20 protein-coding genes are annotated in these 20,223 nt (G+C 50.4%); 9 read left to right on the top strand and 11 right to left on the bottom strand.

Annotated elements, in window-relative coordinates; all coding sequences use genetic code 11:
• Nucleotides 1-201: 201 nt before the first annotated feature.
• On the top strand, nucleotides 202-1,131 hold the full coding sequence (locus FEK47_RS00110) for a hypothetical protein (protein ID WP_135487309.1): 930 nt from the start codon (nucleotides 202-204) through the stop codon (nucleotides 1,129-1,131).
• Between the two features lie 54 nt (nucleotides 1,132-1,185).
• A complete protein-coding gene (gene dctP / locus FEK47_RS00105; protein WP_135487308.1) occupies nucleotides 1,186-2,229 on the top strand; it encodes a TRAP transporter substrate-binding protein DctP in 1,044 nt (347 codons plus the stop codon).
• A gap of 41 nt (nucleotides 2,230-2,270) precedes the next feature.
• Here the strand turns inward: dctP and mscS are convergent, their stop codons facing one another.
• From mscS to epd, 4 genes are all read right to left on the bottom strand, one after another.
• The gene (mscS, locus tag FEK47_RS00100; RefSeq protein WP_130217995.1) at nucleotides 2,271-3,146 is read right to left on the bottom strand and encodes a small-conductance mechanosensitive channel MscS; all 876 of its coding nucleotides are present in this window, start codon (nucleotides 3,144-3,146) and stop codon (nucleotides 2,271-2,273) included.
• Nucleotides 3,147-3,336: 190 nt separating this feature from the next.
• On the bottom strand, nucleotides 3,337-4,416 hold the full coding sequence (fbaA, locus tag FEK47_RS00095; RefSeq protein WP_000034372.1) for a class II fructose-bisphosphate aldolase: 1,080 nt from the start codon (nucleotides 4,414-4,416) through the stop codon (nucleotides 3,337-3,339).
• Nucleotides 4,417-4,557: 141 nt separating this feature from the next.
• On the bottom strand, nucleotides 4,558-5,721 hold the full coding sequence (gene pgk / locus FEK47_RS00090) for a phosphoglycerate kinase (protein ID WP_130217997.1): 1,164 nt from the start codon (nucleotides 5,719-5,721) through the stop codon (nucleotides 4,558-4,560).
• 49 nt (nucleotides 5,722-5,770) lie between these two features.
• On the bottom strand, nucleotides 5,771-6,790 hold the full coding sequence (gene epd, locus FEK47_RS00085; RefSeq protein WP_096121752.1) for an erythrose-4-phosphate dehydrogenase: 1,020 nt from the start codon (nucleotides 6,788-6,790) through the stop codon (nucleotides 5,771-5,773).
• 371 nt (nucleotides 6,791-7,161) lie between these two features.
• Between epd and FEK47_RS00080 the strand changes: the two genes are divergently transcribed.
• Genes FEK47_RS00080 through FEK47_RS00060 form a run of 5 tightly spaced genes read left to right on the top strand, consistent with a single transcriptional unit; the run spans nucleotide 7,162 to nucleotide 10,238 of the window.
• Nucleotides 7,162-7,593, top strand: a complete 432-nt coding sequence (locus FEK47_RS00080) for a PPC domain-containing DNA-binding protein (protein ID WP_135487307.1) — start codon at nucleotides 7,162-7,164, stop codon at nucleotides 7,591-7,593.
• A 22-nt stretch (nucleotides 7,594-7,615) separates the two neighbouring features.
• Entirely contained in the window at nucleotides 7,616-8,194 is a 579-nt protein-coding gene (locus tag FEK47_RS00075; protein ID WP_135487306.1) for an ECF transporter S component, read from the top strand.
• Nucleotides 8,195-8,902, top strand: a complete 708-nt coding sequence (locus FEK47_RS00070; RefSeq protein WP_138183054.1) for an energy-coupling factor transporter transmembrane component T — start codon at nucleotides 8,195-8,197, stop codon at nucleotides 8,900-8,902.
• Nucleotides 8,890-9,567 (top strand): energy-coupling factor ABC transporter ATP-binding protein, encoded by a 678-nt coding sequence (locus FEK47_RS00065; RefSeq protein WP_135487303.1) that lies wholly within the window; start codon nucleotides 8,890-8,892, stop codon nucleotides 9,565-9,567. Before FEK47_RS00070 ends, FEK47_RS00065 begins: the two co-directional genes overlap by 13 nt.
• The gene (locus tag FEK47_RS00060) at nucleotides 9,561-10,238 is read left to right on the top strand and encodes a sulfate/molybdate ABC transporter ATP-binding protein (RefSeq protein WP_135487302.1); all 678 of its coding nucleotides are present in this window, start codon (nucleotides 9,561-9,563) and stop codon (nucleotides 10,236-10,238) included. Before FEK47_RS00065 ends, FEK47_RS00060 begins: the two co-directional genes overlap by 7 nt.
• Here FEK47_RS00060 and FEK47_RS00055 read toward each other — a convergent pair.
• Genes FEK47_RS00055 through cmtB form a run of 6 tightly spaced genes read right to left on the bottom strand, consistent with a single transcriptional unit; the run spans nucleotide 10,210 to nucleotide 15,564 of the window.
• Nucleotides 10,210-10,923, bottom strand: a complete 714-nt coding sequence (locus FEK47_RS00055) for a nucleoside/nucleotide kinase family protein (protein WP_135487301.1) — start codon at nucleotides 10,921-10,923, stop codon at nucleotides 10,210-10,212. The two genes, FEK47_RS00060 and FEK47_RS00055, sit on opposite strands and share 29 nt — an antisense overlap.
• Nucleotides 10,920-11,429, bottom strand: a complete 510-nt coding sequence (gene fumE, locus FEK47_RS00050; RefSeq protein ID WP_135487300.1) for a fumarase E — start codon at nucleotides 11,427-11,429, stop codon at nucleotides 10,920-10,922. The genes FEK47_RS00055 and fumE overlap by 4 nt, the downstream gene beginning before the upstream one ends.
• A 21-nt stretch (nucleotides 11,430-11,450) precedes the next feature.
• Complete coding sequence (gene glpX / locus FEK47_RS00045; protein ID WP_135487299.1) at nucleotides 11,451-12,416, bottom strand: class II fructose-bisphosphatase; 966 nt, start codon at nucleotides 12,414-12,416, stop codon at nucleotides 11,451-11,453.
• Nucleotides 12,413-13,690 carry a zinc-binding dehydrogenase gene (locus FEK47_RS00040; protein ID WP_135487298.1) on the bottom strand — a complete coding sequence of 426 codons (1,278 nt, stop codon included), beginning with the start codon at nucleotides 13,688-13,690 and terminating at the stop codon, nucleotides 12,413-12,415. The genes glpX and FEK47_RS00040 overlap by 4 nt, the downstream gene beginning before the upstream one ends.
• Nucleotides 13,691-13,704: 14 nt before the next feature.
• Nucleotides 13,705-15,093 (bottom strand): PTS mannitol transporter subunit IICB, encoded by a 1,389-nt coding sequence (cmtA, locus tag FEK47_RS00035; protein WP_135487297.1) that lies wholly within the window; start codon nucleotides 15,091-15,093, stop codon nucleotides 13,705-13,707.
• Nucleotides 15,094-15,120: 27 nt separating this feature from the next.
• The gene (gene cmtB, locus FEK47_RS00030; RefSeq protein ID WP_135487296.1) at nucleotides 15,121-15,564 is read right to left on the bottom strand and encodes a PTS mannitol transporter subunit IIA; all 444 of its coding nucleotides are present in this window, start codon (nucleotides 15,562-15,564) and stop codon (nucleotides 15,121-15,123) included.
• Nucleotides 15,565-15,941: 377 nt separating this feature from the next.
• On the opposite strand from cmtB, the gene FEK47_RS00020 reads away from it, so the two are divergent.
• On the top strand, nucleotides 15,942-16,850 hold the full coding sequence (locus FEK47_RS00020; protein ID WP_135405561.1) for a prohibitin family protein: 909 nt from the start codon (nucleotides 15,942-15,944) through the stop codon (nucleotides 16,848-16,850).
• 219 nt (nucleotides 16,851-17,069) lie between these two features.
• Here FEK47_RS00020 and tkt read toward each other — a convergent pair whose 3' ends face one another.
• A complete protein-coding gene (tkt, locus tag FEK47_RS00015) occupies nucleotides 17,070-19,061 on the bottom strand; it encodes a transketolase (RefSeq protein WP_000098613.1) in 1,992 nt (663 codons plus the stop codon).
• A gap of 277 nt (nucleotides 19,062-19,338) precedes the next feature.
• Here tkt and loiP point away from each other — a divergent pair, with 277 nt between their 5' ends.
• Entirely contained in the window at nucleotides 19,339-20,097 is a 759-nt protein-coding gene (gene loiP / locus FEK47_RS00005) for a metalloprotease LoiP (RefSeq protein WP_130218025.1), read from the top strand.
• The last annotated feature ends 126 nt before the right edge of the window (nucleotides 20,098-20,223 follow it).

Below are 20,223 nucleotides of genomic sequence, written 5' to 3'. Positions count from 1 at the left end.
AACTAATTATCTGATAAAGAGACTATAGCGCGGGATTGTTATTAGATAAAATTTATAATGCTAATAGCATATAAATAATTTTAATAAAAAAATAAATAATTCTATTCGGTAACTGATTTTAGGATAAAGATCTCATCATTCCCCATAACATAAACGGCGTTATGGCTCTCTTTCCTGCTAGCGTTGTAAAGGACTAACACTATGCAAGCCTATGATCTCACTCTTCTCCCCTACCCTATCCACGAAAATATGCCGCGCCAACAAGGTTGGTGCTTTGGCCTACCGCCAGGCATAACGCCCGAACAGTGGCCGCTGGATCCAAATAATGGTTTCCCATTGAATCATGGATTTACCCTGCTGTTGCCGGAAGATTATCGGATTTATGGGCCAGAAATTGTCGCGTTATCTTTCTTTGCTGTTGCGCCCGAGCACAACGATGGCGGAACACCCTGTACAGAAGAAATATTGGATGTGTTTGAGAATTTTGAATCCTGCACCCCACCCAAAGATCCAGACCTTTATGTTTTCTGGCAGGCAGAAAAGCAACGACATCCACGGCTATTTCGGATGGAAGATATATTAGGCTGTTCTTATGCGGTAATTTTACTCACCCAGCACGAGTTCAACGGCCCATTTTGTGAGCCGCCTGAACTTATACCTAACCACTATCGCGACCAGCAAGATACGCCAGAATGGCTGACTATTGGCAGTGCGTTTAGTTATTTTCAGGCTAACGTCAGGCCAAAAGATACGCCTGAAAGCAATTTTGTATACCGTAAAATGGGCACCATTCCTGAGCAGTCGCTGGCTTTCAATCTGGCGATTTCATGCGAGCCGCGCGCTTTTGATCCTAATGCGGGAATTAGCCCCACAGAAAGAAATAATACGGAATATCAGTCCATTCATTATTGTTCTAAAGATGCAGAGGGAAAGAGTAAATGTGAAACTCACCCGTGGCATAGTGCACATCTGCCCAATCATCTCGGTGGTTCAATGGCGCCCGTGCAGTCTATACCAAACGAAATGTCGCCTTATTATATTGAGTTTGATGAGTATTTCGGCGGGTATAATTTTGGTGCGGGTAATGCCTGGCTGGACTTTAAAAATATGAAGTTTGATTTTAGTTGTTAAAGTTTACAGCTTTTAATATTAATGACGACAAATAAAATTACAGAAGGAACTGACATGATATTCAAACCATTCTTACTCTCTGTGTTATCAGGATCACTTCTGATATCTACACCCAATTTTGCCGCAGAAAAAATTCTACGCTATACCGATCATGAACCTTATGGCGGAATGCGTACCCAGCTAATTCAAAATACATTTTTTGCCGAAATTGAAAAAGAATCTCAGGGGCGTTTGAAAATCGAACCACACTGGAACGGTGAAACCGCCATCAGCTATGATGCACTGGCGACGATAAGCGATGGCAGTAAAGCTGATATGGGTATAGTGGTGCCGGAATACACAGCGAAACAATTGCCGCTTCATCAAATCTTCAAGAGCTTTGCTATTGGCCCGGATCATGGTGCCAGTCAGGTAGAATTTTTTCGTCGCGTTTATGCAGACATACCTGAGTTTAACGCTGAACTTGAGCATAACAATATCGTGAATTTACAGTTTTTCCTTGGCTACCCGGTAGGTTTTTTCTCTACCAGGCCCATTGATAAATTGACTGCGCTTCAGGGAACCACCTGGCGAACAGCCAGTTTCTGGCATCAGGCTTATTTAAATCATACGGGAGCAAAAACCGTAACTTTACCGTGGAATGAGCAAATTACGACAGCACTCCGCGAGGGAAAACTCGATGGCTTAATGGTCAATCTTGATAGCGGATATGACATCCATGCTGAACGTGCTGCGCCGAATGTGTTGCTCTCCCCTTCTCTCTGGCTTGGTCATGTCTATCTGCTGGTAATGAATAAACAAACGTGGGAAAACCTTGATAAAAGAGATCGTGAGGCGATTCAACGAGCTGCCATTACAACCGAGAAAGCGCTGGGCAAGGCATTAGATAACAACCTGATCAGCATGGTAAAAACGCTTGAGCAGGACGGTGCTCAGGTTCGCTATCTGAAAAAATCAGAACTGGACGCCTGGCAGAAAGCAATTGGTTATCAGCAAGAGCAAACTCAGTGGGTAGAACAGCAAAATAATGAAGGCGTGGAGAAAGCCGGGGAAGTCATGCAAAAAGTTGCCAAGATACTAGATGAAACAATGCGTTAAATTGGTAGTGCGCCCATGATCTTCATGGGCGCTTCACATGATTAACGTGTTACCGCTTCGCTCTCTTTATTTTCTTTCACCCGCTTAAAGTTCACATCCATTTGCGGATACGGGAAGCTGATACCAGCAGCATCAAATTCACGTTTAATACGTTCCAGCACATCCCAGTACACGTTTTGCAGATCGCCACTGTTGCTCCAGGCACGAACGACGAAATTAATCGACGATGCGCCAAGTTCGTTCAGGCGTACGGTAATTTCACGATCTTTTAAAATACGATCTTCGGACTGAATAATATCGGTCAGGATCTGCTTAACCTGATCGATATCAGAATCATACGCTACGCCAATAATAAATTCGTTACGGCGCGCCGGCTCACGAGAGAAGTTAATAATATTACCGGCAATAATTTTACCGTTCGGAATAACAATTATTTTACCGTCTGCGGTACGCATGGTGGTGGAGAAAATCTGCACACTCTGCACAGTACCAGCAACGCCGCCGAGGTCAACATATTCTCCTGCACGGAACGGGCGGAACATAACCAGCAAAACGCCAGCAGCCAGGTTAGACAGTGAACCCTGCAAGGCCAGACCTACAGCTAAACCTGCGGCACCGAGTACGGCAATGACCGATGCGGTTTGTACGCCCACGCGGCCCAGTGCTGCAATTAACGTAAAGGCGATAATTGCGTAACGGATTAATGCAGAAAGAAAATCAGCAACGGTGGCATCTATGTTACGGGAGATCATCAGGCGATTCACCGCGTTGGAAATCATCCGCGCGATAATCAAACCAACGATGATGATCGCGAGTGCCGCCACGATGTTTACAGCATAACTCAGCAACAGCGCCTGGTTATTTACCAACCAGGATCCTGCGCCGTTTATGCTATCGACAACTTTCAAATCTTCCATTCAATATTCCTTTTCAACTGACTTAAATTGGAGAAACATACTCCGCCGCCTTACGACGGGCAGTCTGACAAGGGTAAACAATAAAGCATAATTTTGCCAAATAGATCACAGATTTCTTAAGAACATCACCTTGCTTTTGGCGAAAAAAAGACCCGCAGAGCGGGCCTTGAGATAAGCAGAAAGGAATATCTTACAGAACGTCGATCGCGTTCAGTTCCTGGAATGCTTTTTCCAGACGAGCGATCATCGAAGTCTGACCAGCACGCAGCCATACGCGCGGATCGTAGTATTTCTTGTTCGGCTGATCTTCGCCTTTCGGGTTGCCCAGCTGGCCCTGCAGGTAAGCTTCGTTCGCTTTGTAGTAGTTCAGAACACCTTCCCAGGTCGCCCATTGGGTGTCGGTATCGATGTTCATTTTAACTACACCGTAGCTTACGGAGTCTTTGATTTCCTGAGCAGTAGAACCGGAACCACCGTGGAATACGAAGTTCAGGCTGTTGTGCGGCAGATTGTGTTTCTTAGAAACATATTCCTGAGAGTCACGCAGGATGGTCGGGGTCAGAACAACGTTACCCGGCTTGTAAACACCGTGTACGTTACCAAAGGACGCTGCGATGGTGAAACGCGGGCTGATTTTGCTCAGCTCGGTGTATGCGTAATCAACGTCTTCCGGCTGGGTGTACAGTGCAGAAGCGTCCATGTGGCTGTTGTCCACGCCGTCTTCTTCACCACCGGTGCAACCCAGTTCGATTTCCAGAGTCATGCCGATTTTGGACATGCGCTCCAGGTATTTAGAGCAGATTTCGATGTTCTCTTGCAGAGATTCTTCAGACAGGTCGATCATGTGAGAAGAGAACAGCGGCTTACCGGTAGCAGCGAAGTGTTTTTCACCCGCGTCCAGCAGACCGTCGATCCACGGCAGCAGTTTCTTCGCGCAGTGGTCAGTGTGCAGGATAACCGGAACACCATAATGTTCAGCCATCTGATGAACGTGATGCGCACCAGAGATCGCACCCAGGATAGCAGCGCCCTGCGGAACGTCAGATTTCACGCCTTTACCAGCGATAAAGGAAGCACCACCGTTGGAGAACTGAACGATAACCGGCGCTTTAACTTTAGCAGCGGTTTCCAGTACGGCGTTGATGGAGTCAGTACCGACGCAGTTTACTGCTGGCAGTGCGAAGTTGTTTTCTTTTGCTACCTGGAAAACTTTCTGTACGTCATCACCAGTGATTACGCCAGGTTTTACGAAATCAAAAATCTTAGACATGTCTCTTGTCCTGTATCGTCGGGCCTTATACTCGTCATACTTCAAGTTACTGTGCTGCAACTCGAATTATTTAGAGTATGAAAAAGTGCGTGCTTTAAAAGCGCGCTGCAACAAGGGCAGGTTTCCCTGCCCTGTGATTTTTTACTTCTTAGCGCGCTCTTCGAGCATCGCTACTGCAGGCAGTACTTTACCTTCCACGAATTCGAGGAATGCGCCGCCGCCAGTGGAGATGTAGGAGATTTTGTCAGCAATGCCGAACAGGTCGATTGCTGCCAGAGTGTCGCCGCCGCCAGCGATGGAGAACGCTTCGCTGTCTGCGATAGCGTTAGCCACGATTTCAGTACCTTTGCGGAAGTTCGGGAATTCGAACACGCCAACCGGACCGTTCCACAGAATGGTTTTCGCATTCTTCAGGATTTCAGCCAGTTCCTGAGCGGAAGCATCACCGATATCCAGGATCTGCTCGTCAGCTTTCACATCGTTAACAGATTTCAGAGTAGCCGGAGCGGTTTCAGAGAACTCAGTCGCTACGCGAACGTCAGACGGAACCGGGATGTCGCAGATGGTCAGCAGACGTTTTGCTTCGTCAACCAGGTCAGCTTCGTACAGAGATTTACCCACATCGTGGCCTTGTGCCGCGATAAAGGTGTTAGCGATACCACCACCTACGATCAGCTGGTCAGCGATTTTAGACAGGGAGTCCAGAACGGTCAGTTTGGTAGATACTTTAGAACCACCAACGATAGCCACCATCGGGCGAGCAGGTTCTTTCAGTGCTTTACCCAGCGCGTCCAGTTCAGCTGCCAGCAGCGGACCTGCGCACGCAACATCAGCGAATTTACCGATACCGTGAGTAGAAGCCTGCGCGCGGTGAGCAGTACCGAATGCGTCCATTACGAACACGTCACACAGTGCAGCGTATTTTTTGGACAGGGTTTCGTCGTCTTTCTTCTCGCCTTTGTTGAAGCGAACGTTTTCCAGAACAACCAGTTCACCTTCAGCAACGTCAACGCCGTCGAGGTAATCTTTAACCAGACGAACCGGGTTAGACAGTTTGTCTTTCAGGTAGTTAACAACCGGCAGCAGAGAGAATTCTTCATTGTACTCGCCTTCGGTAGGACGACCCAGGTGGGAAGTTACCATCACTTTTGCGCCTTGTTTCAGGGCCAGTTCGATGGTTGGCAGAGAAGCACGGATACGCGCGTCGCTGGTTACTTTCCCGTCTTTTACTGGTACGTTCAGATCCGCACGGATAAATACACGTTTCCCAGCAAGATCCAGATCGGTCATCTTAATTACAGACATGGTGAATCCTCTCGTTGATTCTAAAAGTTTTGCAGACGCTGCTTGCGTCTTACCTGAAAGCAACAGTAGCCATAGCTAACGTCGTGTCGAGCATTCGGTTAGCAAAGCCCCATTCGTTATCGCACCAGACCAACGTTTTGATCAGGTGTGCGCCACTGACCCGGGTTTGGGTGCCATCGACAATGGCACTGTGCGGATCGTGGTTAAAATCTACAGAGACCAACGGTAATTCCGTATAGTCAACTATACCATGAAATGCACCTTGTGCTGCTTTTTGCAGCAACAGGTTGACTTCATTGGCTTTTACAGGTTTCTTCACCGTTACGCTTAAATCGATTGCCGTCACATTTATGGTTGGCACACGTACCGCAATCGCTTCAAAGCGATCATTAAATTGCGGAAAAAATCGTGTGATACCTGCGGCCAGTTTGGTATCGACCGGAATGATCGACTGGCTGGCTGCCCGGGTGCGGCGCAGGTCAGGATGGTACGCATCAATAACCTGTTGATCGTGCATGGCGGAGTGAATTGTGGTCACAGTGCCGGACTCAATACCGTACGCATCATCCAACAATTTGATGACAGGAATTATGCAATTCGTGGTACAGGAAGCGTTAGAAACGATGCGGTGTTCCGCACGAAGTTGATCCTGATTGACGCCGTAAACAACGGTCGCGTCGAGATCGTTACTGCCAGGATGTGAAAAGAGCACTTTTTTGGCCCCGGCGGCAATGTGCGCTTCACCATGCTCGCGGGTGCCATATACGCCGGTGCAGTCGAGAACCACATCAACGCCCAGTTCACGCCAGGGAAGCGATTGCAGTGAACGTTCATGCAATACGCGGATGGCATCATCACCAACAAAAAGTTGATCACGTTCCTCACGGACTTCCCATGCAAAACGGCCATGACTGGTGTCATATTTCAACAAATGCGCCATGCCCGCAGCATCCGCCAGTTCGTTGATTGCCACCACGGTAATTTCCGCACGGCGTCCTGATTCATACAAAGCACGAACCACATTACGCCCGATGCGACCGAAGCCATTTATCGCTACGCGTACGGTCATAGATCTCCTGCAAGGCTTTCCCTGAGCAAATTTGCCAGACAGAGTAATCCAGCAAATCGTTCGGGGAAACCTTACCTGTCGCAAACTGCGACTGATTGGTTAATTGTCGAACATTTAATCGACTGAAACGCTTCAGCTAGGATAAGCGAAACATGGAATAAAAGGAATGATTGTCCAGTCAAAGAAGACAATTATCTGACTTGCGTCACGTTTTCCGGCCTGATGCGTTGGAATTTATTCCACTTTGCAGAATCACGAATAAGCGTAGCAAAATCTTTTCGTTGTGCCGTCACAAACCCTGACTTATATCAGAATATGACTGATGCAGCGTCGATATTATCCGCAATACGTCCGAGTTTCGGAGTACTCCAATGATGACATTGCCCTACCCATATTCTTCCTCCGCACGCTTTTACGCGCTGCGCCTGCTCCCCGGGCAGGAAGTTCTCTCCCAATTACGCGCCTTCGCGCAGCAACAGCAACTCCACGCCGCGTGGATTGCAGGTTGTACCGGCAGTCTGACTGACGTCGCCTTACGCTATGCCGGGCAAGAAAACACGGCCCTACTAAGCGGTAAGTTCGAAGTGATCGCACTGAACGGCACGCTGGAACACACTGGCGAGCATCTTCATCTCTACGTTTCTGACCCACGCGGCGCGATGCTTGGCGGTCATATGATGCCCGGCTGTACCGTGCGGACCACGCTTGAACTGGTGATCGGCAGCCTTGAGGAACTGGCGTTTAGCCGCCAACCTTGCGCGCTTTCTGGTTACGACGAGTTGCATATTTCCCCCGTTAAATAACTATTTGCAGAGAGGTTTTCTTATGGCGCGTCGCCACTTTTCCAGTCAGGCACTGGTGTTGATCGTTATATCTATCGCCATCAATATGATCGGCGGGCAACTGGCCAGCATGGTTAAATTACCTATTTTTCTCGACTCCATCGGCACACTTATTAGCGCGGTACTGCTTGGTCCGGTTATTGGCATGTTGACCGGCTTACTGACCAATTTACTCTGGGGATTGCTGACCGACCCGATCGCCGCCGCATTTGCGCCCGTCGCGATGGTCATCGGCCTGGTCGCCGGTTGGCTGGCGCGCGCGGGTTGGTTTCGCACTCTGCCAAAAGTCGTTGTCAGCGGCGTGATTATTACGCTTGCGGTAACGGTCGTCGCTGTACCGCTGCGTACTGCGCTGTTCGGCGGCGTGACAGGAAGCGGGGCCGATTTGTTCGTTGCCTGGATGCACTCAATGGGGCAAAACCTGGTGGAGTCGGTGGCGATAACGGTAATGGGCGCAAACCTGGTCGATAAAATTCTTACAGCAGTGATTGTCTGGCTTTTGCTCCGACAACTGCCGATTCGCACCACGCGGCATTTCCCGGCAATGGCTGCTGTGCGCTAAATGCATCCATTTACCTCATTAACACTGTGGGCATTGGCGGCCTGCACCACGCTAATCCTGCCCGCGCAGACAATATTGCCAGTCTATAGCGCGGCGACCTTTTTCTGCCTTATTGCGCTAAAGGCCACGCGGCGGCGGGCAAAATATGTCGCCTGGCTGATGTTCTCACTGGGAGCCGGGCTGTGGCTGGTACACGGTGGCTGGCTGACAGAATGGCTTAGCGGCACGCCGCGTTCGCCGGAACGTTGGACGTATGCCATTACGCTCTGGTTGCGGATTCTGGCGATTGTTTCAACCTCACAGTTGTGGATGCAGTACGTCCCCGTGCAATGTTTTATCCGCGCTCTGTTTGCTTCTCGCCTGCCGCCAGGCGTCGCTTATCTGTTTGCCGGGCCGTTATTGGTCGTTGAGCAGTTAAAACGGCAATTAGCGATTATTCATGAAGCGCAGCGTGCCCGCGGCGTGCCGCTGGATGAGGGCTGGTATCAGCGTTTACGTGCGATGCCCGCGTTAATTATTCCGCTAACACACAATGCGCTAAACGATCTTGCTGTTCGTGGTGCGGCGCTGGATATGCGGGCATTTCGGATCCACAACCGACGAACAACGTTATGGGCACCAGCCGATAGCACCCTACAACGCGTAGCGCGTTACACCATGATCTTGCTGATGCTGGCAGAATTCGGAGCGTGGATATGGTTACGTTAGAACAGTTCCGTTATTGCCCGACACACTCAACGCATCCTCCGTTCTGTTATGACTTTCACTATGTCAAACCGGGGATGGTCGCCATCTTTGGTGACAACGGCAGTGGCAAAAGTACGCTGGCACAGCTGATGGCGGGCTGGTATCCGGACTTTCTGCCAGGAGAGATAGCCGGCACGGGGACGCTTCTCGGTACGCCCATTGGGCATCTCCCGCTTAATGAACAATCCGCCACCATCCAGCTCGTTCAGCAATCGCCCTATTTGCAGCTCTCCGGCTGTACCTTTAGCGTGGAAGAAGAAGTTGCCTTTGGGCCAGAAAATCTGTGTCTTGCTGAAGAAGAGATTATGGCGCGGATTGATGCCGCCCTGACTCTGACCGAGTGCCAGCCGTTGCGTCATCGTCACCCGGCAACGCTCTCCGGCGGGGAAACCCAACGCGTAGTCATCGCCTGCGCCATCGCGATGCAGCCAAAGCTCTTAATTCTTGATGAAGCCTTTAGCCGCCTGACGCCGCAGGCCAGCGAAATGCTGTTGCAGCGCTTACAACACTGGGCGTTTGAACGTGGTTCGCTGATTATTCTTTTTGAACGTCATCGCACACCTTTCCTGAACTACTGCCAGCAAGCGTGGCAATTGCAAAACGGAGCGATCCAGCCATTATGTTAACGTTAAATCAGGTAACTTATCGCTGGCCAGGTGCGGTAACGGATTGTCTTTGCGACATTTCTCTGCAACTCAAACAAGGTGAATGGTTGGCACTGACCGGCGACAATGGCGCGGGAAAATCGACGCTGTTACGAGTAATGGCAGGTCTTCTTACGCCCACAGCCGGTACGGTTATGCTGCAACAACAGGCGATGAAAAAGCTGAAAAACCGCCAACGTGCGGCAAAGATTGGCGTACTTTTTCAGGAAGCGGAAAACCAACTGTTTCACAGCACCGTCGCCGACGAGATCGCATTTGGTTTGAAACTACAAAAATGCCCGGCGGATGAAATCACTCAACGTACCAATGCTGCCCTGCAATGCTGTCAGTTAGCAGATGTTGCCAGTGCGCATCCGTTAGATCTGCACAGTGCGCAGCGACGGATGGTCGCCGTCGCCTGCCTGGAAGCACTCTCTCCGCCACTATTGCTACTGGACGAGCCGAGTCGGGATTTTGACGAAAATTGGTTGAGCGTGTTTGAAAGCTGGCTGGAAAAGTGCCGCCAGCAAGGCACAAGCGTCGTAGCAATCAGTCATGACGCCGCATTTACCCGGCGTCATTTCTCTCGTGTGGTGCGACTGGAAGGCGGTGTAATCAGGAACGTTAATCCACCAGACGATATTCACCCGTAGCGGTCATCATTAAGGTCAAATTTGCAGGCAGACTCTCTTCAAGCACCCGGCGAACATTCGGCCCGTCGGTACGGTCATAAAAAGCTTCTGCGTCTGCCAGCGATAACCCTCCCGCCAGCTTTCGCCCCACCAGTCGTTCCCGCAACGCAGTAGCTGGCGCGTTGATAAAGATCGAGAAATCACAAAATTGCGCAAGCTGGCACCACTTCTCGTCGTCCAGCAACAACCAGTTTCCTTCGACGATGATGAGTGGTGCGGTAACGTGCAACGCATCTTCAACAGGATCATGCTTTTGTCGATCGTACTGCGGCCACGTACAATCCCCTTCCACGACCTGGCGCAGATTTTCCGCCAGTTTCGCAACGTCGAATGTCTCTGGTGCGCCTTTGAAGGGGCGCAATTGATGCGCATCCAGCCAGCTATTGTAATGGTGAAAACCATCCATCGGGAGCGTCTGGATAGCGGGTAATTCAGGGGCTTGTTGCGCGAGATATTCCCAGAAGGTAGTTAAGGTAGATTTACCCGTCCCCGGCGGAGCGCAAAGAAAAACCACCGTACGTCGCTGCGGATTTACCGCCTGTAAGGCCGCCAGCATACGCAGTAGCGGTTTATGAACACTCTCAATTTCATCATCAGAGTACTGCGCCTGTACCTTTAGTCCATTCACCGTCAGTTCGATTTTCACGGCGTTAATTCCTTTAAAGTTGTGGTTACTGCCAGCGTCAGCGCCGTTTTGACCATCCCGCTAAAACGCGCCTCTGACCAGACGGCGAAATCGGCGAACTTCATCGCTTTTAACGCATCGTAGAGCGTCGCATTGCGAGTTATACTGTTGACATTGCTGATAAAATCCCAGGTTATATCATCGGTAAATCCGGGCGTTTCATCCTGTTCGTTCAGGTAATGCCAGTACTGGGAAAAGTGCGTGATATCGGCATACAGCCATTTATCCATTTTCCCCAGCGCATAAATCAAACGCAGCGCAACATCAATATCGTCAAGCGGGCCGCTTTGGGCGAGTAACGGCTTCACTGCATATTCGACGATCTCTTCATCGTTATCGACAAACAGCGACGGCAGAAACTGGCGTATCCCCTGGAGCAAAATAGAATGCGCAGTTTTCATAAATGACAATAAATTGTCCTGTGCGTCCAGTTGCTCAAGCACATCATCTTCTGTCAGCGTCGCCATTCGTCTTCCGATAGATCACCATCAATGCAGGGAGTCTATTATATTACACGTTTGGTCCGCGCCGCCGATCAGTAATGTCTGCGTCCGCACCCCATTCGCCGTCTGTTGGATACCGTTCACCAGCTCGCCGCCCGTCACACCCGTGGCGCTAAAGAGGATATCGTTCCCCCTCACCAGTTCGTCGAGCGAGTACACACGGTTAATGTCAACGCCCATTGCCTTGCAACGCTTGCGCTCCTGCTCTGCAATTTGCCGATTTTCGGTATAGTCACCTTTGGCCTGGCAAAAATCGATTAATTCCGCCTGCATATCTCCGCCTAACGCTTTGACTGCACAGGCGGAAATCACACCTTCCGGCGCACCGCCGATGGTGTACATCACATCGTAAGGATTATCCTGCCAGCAGGTCAGCACGCTGGCGGCGACATCGCCATCCGGCAGGGCAAAAACTTTCACCCCCAGCTGTGTTGCTTCCTCAATCGCGGCACTCAGACGCGGTTTATCCAGCGTAACCATGCGCAGCTTGTCCAGCGGTTTACCTAACGCCCGCGCCACGTTACGCAAGTTGTCCGCCAGAGGCAAAGACAGATCAATCGCCCCGGCAGCCAGTCGATTAACAACCAGCTTTTTCATATACATATCGGGCGCATGTAACAGGCTATCTCGAGGGGCGAAAGCCATGACCGCCAGCGCATTGCTCTGCCCCATCGCCACCATCCGCGTGCCTTCAATGGGATCAACCGCGATATCGACTTCTGGCCCATCGCCTTTGCCCACCTCTTCGCCAATCCACAGCATCGGCGCATGGTCAATTTCTCCTTCGCCGATAACCACTCGTCCACGAAAAGCGACGTCGTTTAATGCCTGGCGCATCGCGGTGACCGCCAGGCCATCAATTTTATTTTTGTCGCCACATCCGGTTTGCGGCCAGGCAGCCAACGCTGCCTGTTCCGTAACGCGAAATAATGGCCACGCCAGGGACATCATTGCGCGGCCTCCCCGATATCAACGCCAAATTGCGCCAGCAGATATTTCTCGGCCTGTTCATTCCAGATGCCGTGCGTTTCCTCAACCAGCCGCGCAAGCTCTTTAAACAGCGGATCGGTTTTGCCTTTTTCGGCAAAATCGGCAATGGCAGTGAGCGGCATGGTCACGCCGTTATAAATGAGTTTTTTACCGCCAGGGATATCCGGCAGATTGAGCACGGTTTCAGGCACCGCATCCAGCCCACCGATATGGGTCACCATAAACGACGGCTGTAACTGCCCCGTAGCGCTAAGGGCAATCGCCTCTTTCATGTCGTCCGTTGAACCGCCGGATGTACCGACGACATGCGTGCTGTTGTAATGTACGTTGTAGAAATTAAACGGCACTTTGAAGTTTTTATCCGTCGGCCCGGCAAAGAAGTTCAGACAGCCATCTTCCGCCAGTAATTCATCAGCCATCTCAACGACAGCAGGCACCGCCGCATAAACAAAAATGTCATCGAACCCGGCATCTCCTGTCAGCGCCCGCAGCATCTGGACAGGATCGCTCATCCCTTTAGTATTCACATACACCAGTTCAATGCCTTTACTGGCCGCCAGCTCCACTGGCAGCAGCTTCTCTACCTGCGCCAGGCGTTTGTCGTCGATATCGACCACTACCACCCGCGACGGTTGTATGCCACCGTTAATGGCATAATCGATAGCGCCAATGCCCATCGGGCCTGCACACGCCAGTAGCGCAATATTGCCGCCAGGTTTGACGCCCATGCGATGCTCATAAACATATTGCGTGGTGTGATAATTGGCATGATAAGCGCCAATAATGCAGCACATAGGCTCTGCCAGCGACGCCGCAGCAAAATAAGAGCCGTGATACGGTAATACGCAGCCCAGATTAATGGCGATCTCGGGAATAATCATATAAGTGGCGTTACCGCCAAAATATTCGTAGCTGTAGCCCGCTGAATATCCGCTTGGTAACCCCATCGCCGGTTGCAATACAAAACGCTGACCTTTTTTATATTTGTCGGTGAGATTTTTACCCACTTCGACAATAACCCCGGCACATTCATGCCCGGTAATGACCGGATGATTTTCTAAATCGTCGGGTACGCGTTTATGTTCACTACCGAGTAACGCCGCTTTCCAGGTCGATAAACAGACGCTGTCAGAAATTACACTCACCAAAAGTTCGTTATCAGTAATTTCTGGCAATTCAAATTCGCGCAGACGGACATCCCGCTTGCCATAAATAGCAGCAACTTTGGTTTTCATTTTTACCTCTGCAATCAGTTTTTATGTTCGGCGGTTAATTGATTAAATAAAGTGTCGAGTTTTGGATCACCAATATAGTTATTAATCAATATCAGCGGTTTATCCGTCACACGCTTCACGCGCCCTTCCAGACTGGCGTGAGTGACGACGATATCGGCATCCGCTGGCACGTTTTCTATCGCGTAATGTTTAACTTCTATTGCCAGCCCTGCTTTTTCCAGGCGTTTACGGAAGGTGGTTGCGCCCATCGCGCTGGAGCCCATCCCCGCATCGCAAACGAAGGCAATACGCTTAACACGGCTTAACGAGAATGCGCCTTCCTGCTTCATTGCTTTAACCGCATTGGCTGACTCGGTAAATTCATCTTCGCTCTCAGTCTCCACTGTTTTTTCCATCTTCAGTATCAGGGAAGTGATGACAAAGGACACCAGCGTGCCTACCGTAACTCCGGCAATTGTCGCCAGGAACGAGCCTTTCGGCGTCAGCGCAAGGTAAGCAAAGATAGAACCTGGGCTTGGGCCTGCAACCAGACCACCGTCCAGCAAATTAAACATCCAGGTGCCAGACATACCGCCCGCAATCATGGCGATAATGGTCAACGGCTTCATCAGCACATACGGGAAATACAGTTCGTGGATCCCACCGAGGAAGTGAATAATCATCGCACCAGGTGCAGAGCGCTTACTCATCCCTTTACCAAACAGAGTGAATGCCAGCAGCAGTCCTAAGCCAGGCCCAGGGTTGGACGCCACCATAAAGAAGATGGATTTACCGTTAACCGAAGCCTGTTGCATCCCCAACGGGTAATAGACGCCCTGATCGATCGCATTATTAAGGAAAAGCACTTTCGCCGGTTCATTGATGACTGACAGCAAAGGCAGATAGCCTGCATGTACCAGTGCTTCAATACACTCTTTGACGAAAGTATTGGCAATTAACACCGCCGGGCCGATGACTTCAAAACCCAGCAGACAAAGGAGCATCCCAGCGATACCTAATGAGAAGTTATTGATAACCATCTCAAAACCAGCAGGTATGCGTTTTTCCAGTGCTTTATCGACATATTTTATGACCAGTCCACCTAACGGTCCCATGATCATCGAGCCAAGGAACATCGGAATTTCAGCACCGACAATAACGCCAATCGTCCCTATTCCTCCCATGACCGCCCCGCGTTTACCACCGACCAGATGACCACCGGTAGAACCAATCATCACGGGCAATAAATAGGTAATCATCGGGCCGACAATTTTGGCGAAATGTTCGTTAGGCAGCCAACCAGTAGGAATAAATAATGCAGTAATAAAACCCCAGGCAATAAAAGCACCAATATTGGGGATGACCATTGCCGTCAAAAAGCCCCCAAAAGCCTGGACCTTTGCACGAGCAGACTTGTTTTCCATAATATTATCCTGTAGAGGAGAGAGTAATTATCCGCGGTTGATTATGTCCGCTAATTGTTTTTCTGATGTTGCTGTTAAGAGTTGTTCGAGTATTTCTTCTTCGCACAGTAATTCACTTAACGCCTGAATAGCGCCAATGTGCGAATCAGCATCGGCAGCCGAAAACCCGATGAGTAAATTGATCGATTCATCATTTCCCGGAAAATACACTGGTCGTTCGAGTAATGTCAGTGACATCCCGGTTTTAAGCGCCCCACATTCCGGTCGCGCATGAGGCATCGCCACGCCTGGTGCGAGAATATAATAAGGACCGTTGCTAATGGTGGAATCTTTAATAGCCTGAATGTAATTCTCTCTGATATAGTTTTTATCCAGCAATGATGCCATCGAAAAATCGATAGCTTCCTGCCAGTCTTTTGCTGAATGTATAACTGAGATTGATGATTCTGGAAAATAATCACTAAGCCGCATAAATTATCCTTATTTTATTTTTAGGGTACCGTCCGGCGGTAAAAATAAAATACTCGTGCGGTTTAATGAAAGCAATTGGGTACGCGAGAAGAAAAACCCCATAAATCAAAATAATAAAACCTTAAATAACAACAATATGAGATTGATATTTTTAAAGTCAACTTTGTATTTGTTATGTTTATCACAAAATCAATATTTTGTTTGTTATTGTATTTGTGATGCATACCTCTATTTATTTATTGAATGTTCGAAAACATACTTTTCTAATGCAATGTTTTTTCGCTATACCCCTTTATAGATTCTGAATTCTCACCTGTCGGCTGTTTTCCCCTCACCTCATGTGACATATTCCCACACTTTACTCAAGGAAGATTGTCATGAAAGCACCTGTTTCTATAACCTCATTCCGCCCACAAAAATCTCTTGCCATCGCCATTGGTGTTCTTGCCATTATTGTGCTGCCTTTTCTCTCGTATTACACCGTAAATGAAGGTGAACGCGGCATTTTGCTGCGCTACGGAAAAATCGTAAAAGTTGCCGAGCCGGGTCTGGGTTTTAAGATCCCTTTTATGGAAAGCGTGGAGAAAATTTCTACGCGTAATCAGGCCGTGGTCTATCAGGGATTACAGGCATACAGCCGCGACCAGCAACCTGCACAAATGACAGTATCAGTCAGCTTCCACATTAAACCTTCAGAAGCAGGCGCGGTTTATACCACCTACAACACCATTGAAGCATTAAAAGATCGCCTGATTGTTCGCCAGTTGCCAACCCAACTGGAGAACGTTTTCGGTCAATATACCGCCATCAGCGCGGTACAGGATCGCACGAAACTGGTTCAGGATCTGCAAAATGCCATGCGCAAAGCCGTTGTTGGGCCAGTGGTAATTGACGGGGTCCAGATTGAAAATATTGATTTTTCTGACGCTTATGAAAAGTCGATTGAAGATCGAATGAAAGCGGAAGTCGCCATTGCCACACGTAAGCAAAATCTGGAAACAGAGAAAATCCAGGCGCAAATTGCGGTAACTCAGGCCCAGGCAGAAGCAGACAGTAAACTGGCGGCAGCCAAAGCAGAAGCTGAGACTATTCGCGTAAGAGGCGCGGCAGAGGCTGAAACTATTCGTTTAAAAAGTGCGGCTGAAGCAGAAGCTATCCGCCTGCGCGGTGAAGCTCTGCGGGATAATCCCGGACTTGTAGCCCTCACCACTGCCGAACGTTGGGACGGTAAACTGCCCGATACCATGATCCCCGGCAGCACAGTTCCGTTTATCTCTACTAAGTAAAAAAAGGGCCGCTTTCGCGGCCCTTAAGAGTGATGGCAAAAGCAAAACTGCCTGATGCGCTACGCTTATCAGGCCTACATACTTCCTGCAATATATTGAATTTGCACGATCTTGTAGGTCGGATAAGGCGTTCACGCCGCATCCGACATGAACAACGCGCACTTTGCCAACAATCTGAAGGGCCGCTTTCGCGGCCCTTCTCACAAAGCATCTTACCGATTACAGCAACGCTTTTGCTTTCGCAACAACGTTGTCAACGGTGAAGCCGAACTCTTCAAACAGCAGCTCAGCCGGAGCAGATTCACCGAAGGTGGTCATACCGACGATAGCGCCATTCAGGCCAACATACTTGTACCAGTAGTCAGCAATGCCTGCTTCTACTGCAACACGAGCAGTAACCGCTTTCGGCAGTACAGATTCACGGTAAGCCGCATCCTGTTTGTCGAATGCATCAGTAGACGGCATGGAAACCACGCGCGCTTTCACGCCTTCGGCAGTCAGTTTTTCGTAGGCAGCAACCGCCAGTTCAACTTCAGAACCGGTGGCGATGAAGATCAGTTCCGGCTGACCGGCACAGTCTTTCAGCACATAACCACCGCGCGCGATGTTTGCCAACTGCTCTTCAGTACGTTCCTGCTGCGCCAGGTTCTGACGGGAGAGGATAAGCGCAGTCGGGCCGTCCTGACGCTCTACGCCGTATTTCCACGCTACTGCGGATTCAACCTGGTCACACGGACGCCATGTAGACATGTTCGGGGTTACGCGCAGAGAAGCGACCTGCTCTACCGGCTGGTGAGTCGGGCCATCTTCGCCCAGACCGATCGAGTCGTGGGTGTAAACCATCACCTGACGCTGTTTCATCAGCGCAGCCATACGTACGGCATTACGTGCGTATTCCACGAACATCAGGAAGGTGGAGGTGTACGGCAGGAAACCACCGTGCAGGGAGATGCCGTTAGCAATCGCGGTCATACCGAACTCGCGAACACCGTAGTGGATGTAGTTACCCGCAGCATCTTCGTTGATTGCTTTAGAACCAGACCACAGGGTCAGGTTAGACGGCGCCAGGTCAGCAGAGCCGCCGAGGAATTCCGGCAACAGCGGACCGAATGCTTCGATAGCATTCTGCGACGCTTTACGGCTGGCGATTTTCGCCGGGTTAGCCTGCAGTTTAGCGATAAACTCTTTCGCTTTGGCGTCGAAGTCAGACGGCATTTCGCCTTTCATACGACGGGTGAATTCAGCGGCTTCCTGCGGATAAGCTTTCGCGTAAGCAGCGAATTTCTCGTTCCATGCAGATTCTTTCGCCTGGCCTGCTTCTTTCGCATCCCACTGAGCATAGATTTCAGACGGGATTTCGAACGGCGCATATTTCCAGCCCAGCTGTTCGCGGGTCAGGGCAATTTCAGCGTCGCCCAGCGGCGCACCGTGGGAGTCGTGGGTACCGGCTTTGTTCGGGGAACCGAAACCGATGATGGTTTTGCACATCAGCAGGGACGGTTTGTCGGTCACTGCGCGCGCTTCTTCTACTGCGCGTTTGATGGATGCTGCGTCATGACCGTCGATGTCGCGAATAACGTGCCAGCCGTAAGCTTCGAAACGCATTGCGGTATCGTCGGTGAACCAGCCTTCAACGTGACCATCGATAGAAATGCCGTTGTCATCGTAGAACGCAATCAGTTTACCCAGCTTCAGCGTACCCGCCAGAGAGCAAACTTCGTGGGAGATGCCTTCCATCATGCAGCCGTCGCCCATGAAGGCGTAGGTGTAGTGGTCGACAATGTCGTGACCCGGACGGTTAAACTGCGCCGCCAGCGTTTTTTCCGCAATCGCCATACCGACTGCGTTGGCAATACCCTGACCCAGCGGACCAGTGGTGGTTTCCACACCAGCGGTGTAACCCACTTCCGGGTGGCCCGGAGTTTTGGAATGCAGTTGACGGAAGTTTTTCAGTTCTTCCATCGGCAGATCGTAACCGGTGAGGTGCAGCAGGCTGTAGATCAGCATGGAGCCGTGGCCGTTGGACAGCACGAAGCGGTCACGGTCAGCCCAGGACGGATTCTGCGGGTTGTGTTTCAGGAAATCACGCCACAGGACTTCGGCAATGTCAGCCATACCCATAGGGGCGCCCGGGTGACCGGATTTGGCTTTCTGTACTGCGTCCATGCTCAGCGCACGAATAGCATTGGCAAGCTCTTTACGTGAGGACATTTTGACTCCAGATCGGATGATGAAGGGCACGCCCTTAACGACTTGACGACAGCGCGTTTTGGGCTACGCCGGAAAATTTGCCAACAATTTACCGCAAGCCGCGCGTCATGTACATGGAACATCCTTTTGCCGTTTCAGAAATCTCTGGATCATGCTCGCATGTTGCGCAATCTGCTCGCCCGTCCGCTGCGCTTTTTCTTATACTTAGGACGAGCGTCGATTCACCTGCAAACGGCGCATTTTTAGAATAATCCTGACCTTGTGCGGAAGAGAAAACATGAAAATTCGCGCCTTATTGGTAGCAATGAGCGTGGCAACGGTGTTGACCGGTTGCCAGAATATGGACTCCAGTGGACTGCTCTCATCAGGAGCGGAAGCTTTTCAGGCTTACAGTCTGAGCGATGCGCAGGTGAAAGCCCTGAGCGATCAGGCGTGCCAGGAGATGGACAGCAAGGCGACGATTGCGCCAGACGGTAGTGAATACGCTAAACGTCTGACCACCATTGCTAATGCGCTGGGAAATAACATCAACGGCCAGCCGGTAAATTACAAAGTGTATATGGCGAAGGATGTGAATGCCTTTGCAATGGCAAACGGCTGTATCCGCGTCTATAGCGGCTTAATGGATATGATGACGGATAACGAAGTCGAAGCGGTGATCGGTCACGAAATGGGGCACGTGGCGTTAGGCCATGTGAAGAAAGGGATGCAGGTAGCACTTGGTACCAACGCAGTGCGAGTTGCGGCGGCCTCTGCGGGCGGGATTGTCGGCAGTTTATCGCAATCACAACTCGGTGACTTGGGGGAAAAATTAGTCAATTCGCAATTCTCCCAGCGCCAGGAAGCAGAGGCGGATGATTACTCTTATGATCTTCTGCGCCAACGCGGCATCAGCCCGGCAGGTCTTGCCACCAGCTTTGAAAAACTGGCAAAACTGGAAGAAGGTCGCCAAAGCTCAATGTTTGACGACCATCCTGCATCCGCCGAACGCGCCCAGCATATTCGCGATCGTATGAGCGCGGATGGAGTTAAGTAAGGCCTGGTGGTGCCGAACCCAGGTCGGATAAGGCGTTCACACCGCATCTGACATGAATGGCACATTTGTACCCCGTGCGCATTGCCGGATGCGATGCTGGCGCATCTTATCCGGCCTTGTATTATC

The organism is Escherichia sp. E3659 (assembly GCF_005781135.1).
GTDB lineage: Bacteria > Pseudomonadota > Gammaproteobacteria > Enterobacterales > Enterobacteriaceae > Escherichia.
The sequence above is the reverse complement of the archived record's forward strand: the minus strand, read 5'-3'. Positions and strand labels throughout refer to the sequence as shown.

Bases quoted from the DNA above. Each gene is read 5' to 3' on its own strand.
- FEK47_RS00020 (WP_135405561.1), top strand. From the start codon at position 15,942: ATGAAAGCACCTGTTTCTATAACCTCATTCCGCCCACAAAAATCTCTT.
- mscS (WP_130217995.1), bottom strand. From the start codon at position 3,146: ATGGAAGATTTGAAAGTTGTCGATAGCATAAACGGCGCAGGATCCTGG.
- FEK47_RS00065 (WP_135487303.1), top strand. From the start codon at position 8,890: ATGGTTACGTTAGAACAGTTCCGTTATTGCCCGACACACTCAACGCAT.
- FEK47_RS00060 (WP_135487302.1), top strand. From the start codon at position 9,561: ATGTTAACGTTAAATCAGGTAACTTATCGCTGGCCAGGTGCGGTAACG.
- glpX (WP_135487299.1), bottom strand. From the start codon at position 12,416: ATGATGTCCCTGGCGTGGCCATTATTTCGCGTTACGGAACAGGCAGCG.
- fumE (WP_135487300.1), bottom strand. From the start codon at position 11,429: ATGGCGACGCTGACAGAAGATGATGTGCTTGAGCAACTGGACGCACAG.
- epd (WP_096121752.1), bottom strand. From the start codon at position 6,790: ATGACCGTACGCGTAGCGATAAATGGCTTCGGTCGCATCGGGCGTAAT.
- FEK47_RS00070 (WP_138183054.1), top strand. From the start codon at position 8,195: ATGCATCCATTTACCTCATTAACACTGTGGGCATTGGCGGCCTGCACC.
- FEK47_RS00110 (WP_135487309.1), top strand. From the start codon at position 202: ATGCAAGCCTATGATCTCACTCTTCTCCCCTACCCTATCCACGAAAAT.
- loiP (WP_130218025.1), top strand. From the start codon at position 19,339: ATGAAAATTCGCGCCTTATTGGTAGCAATGAGCGTGGCAACGGTGTTG.
- fbaA (WP_000034372.1), bottom strand. From the start codon at position 4,416: ATGTCTAAGATTTTTGATTTCGTAAAACCTGGCGTAATCACTGGTGAT.
- FEK47_RS00040 (WP_135487298.1), bottom strand. From the start codon at position 13,690: ATGAAAACCAAAGTTGCTGCTATTTATGGCAAGCGGGATGTCCGTCTG.
- FEK47_RS00080 (WP_135487307.1), top strand. From the start codon at position 7,162: ATGATGACATTGCCCTACCCATATTCTTCCTCCGCACGCTTTTACGCG.
- FEK47_RS00075 (WP_135487306.1), top strand. From the start codon at position 7,616: ATGGCGCGTCGCCACTTTTCCAGTCAGGCACTGGTGTTGATCGTTATA.
- tkt (WP_000098613.1), bottom strand. From the start codon at position 19,061: ATGTCCTCACGTAAAGAGCTTGCCAATGCTATTCGTGCGCTGAGCATG.
- pgk (WP_130217997.1), bottom strand. From the start codon at position 5,721: ATGTCTGTAATTAAGATGACCGATCTGGATCTTGCTGGGAAACGTGTA.
- cmtB (WP_135487296.1), bottom strand. From the start codon at position 15,564: ATGCGGCTTAGTGATTATTTTCCAGAATCATCAATCTCAGTTATACAT.
- cmtA (WP_135487297.1), bottom strand. From the start codon at position 15,093: ATGGAAAACAAGTCTGCTCGTGCAAAGGTCCAGGCTTTTGGGGGCTTT.
- dctP (WP_135487308.1), top strand. From the start codon at position 1,186: ATGATATTCAAACCATTCTTACTCTCTGTGTTATCAGGATCACTTCTG.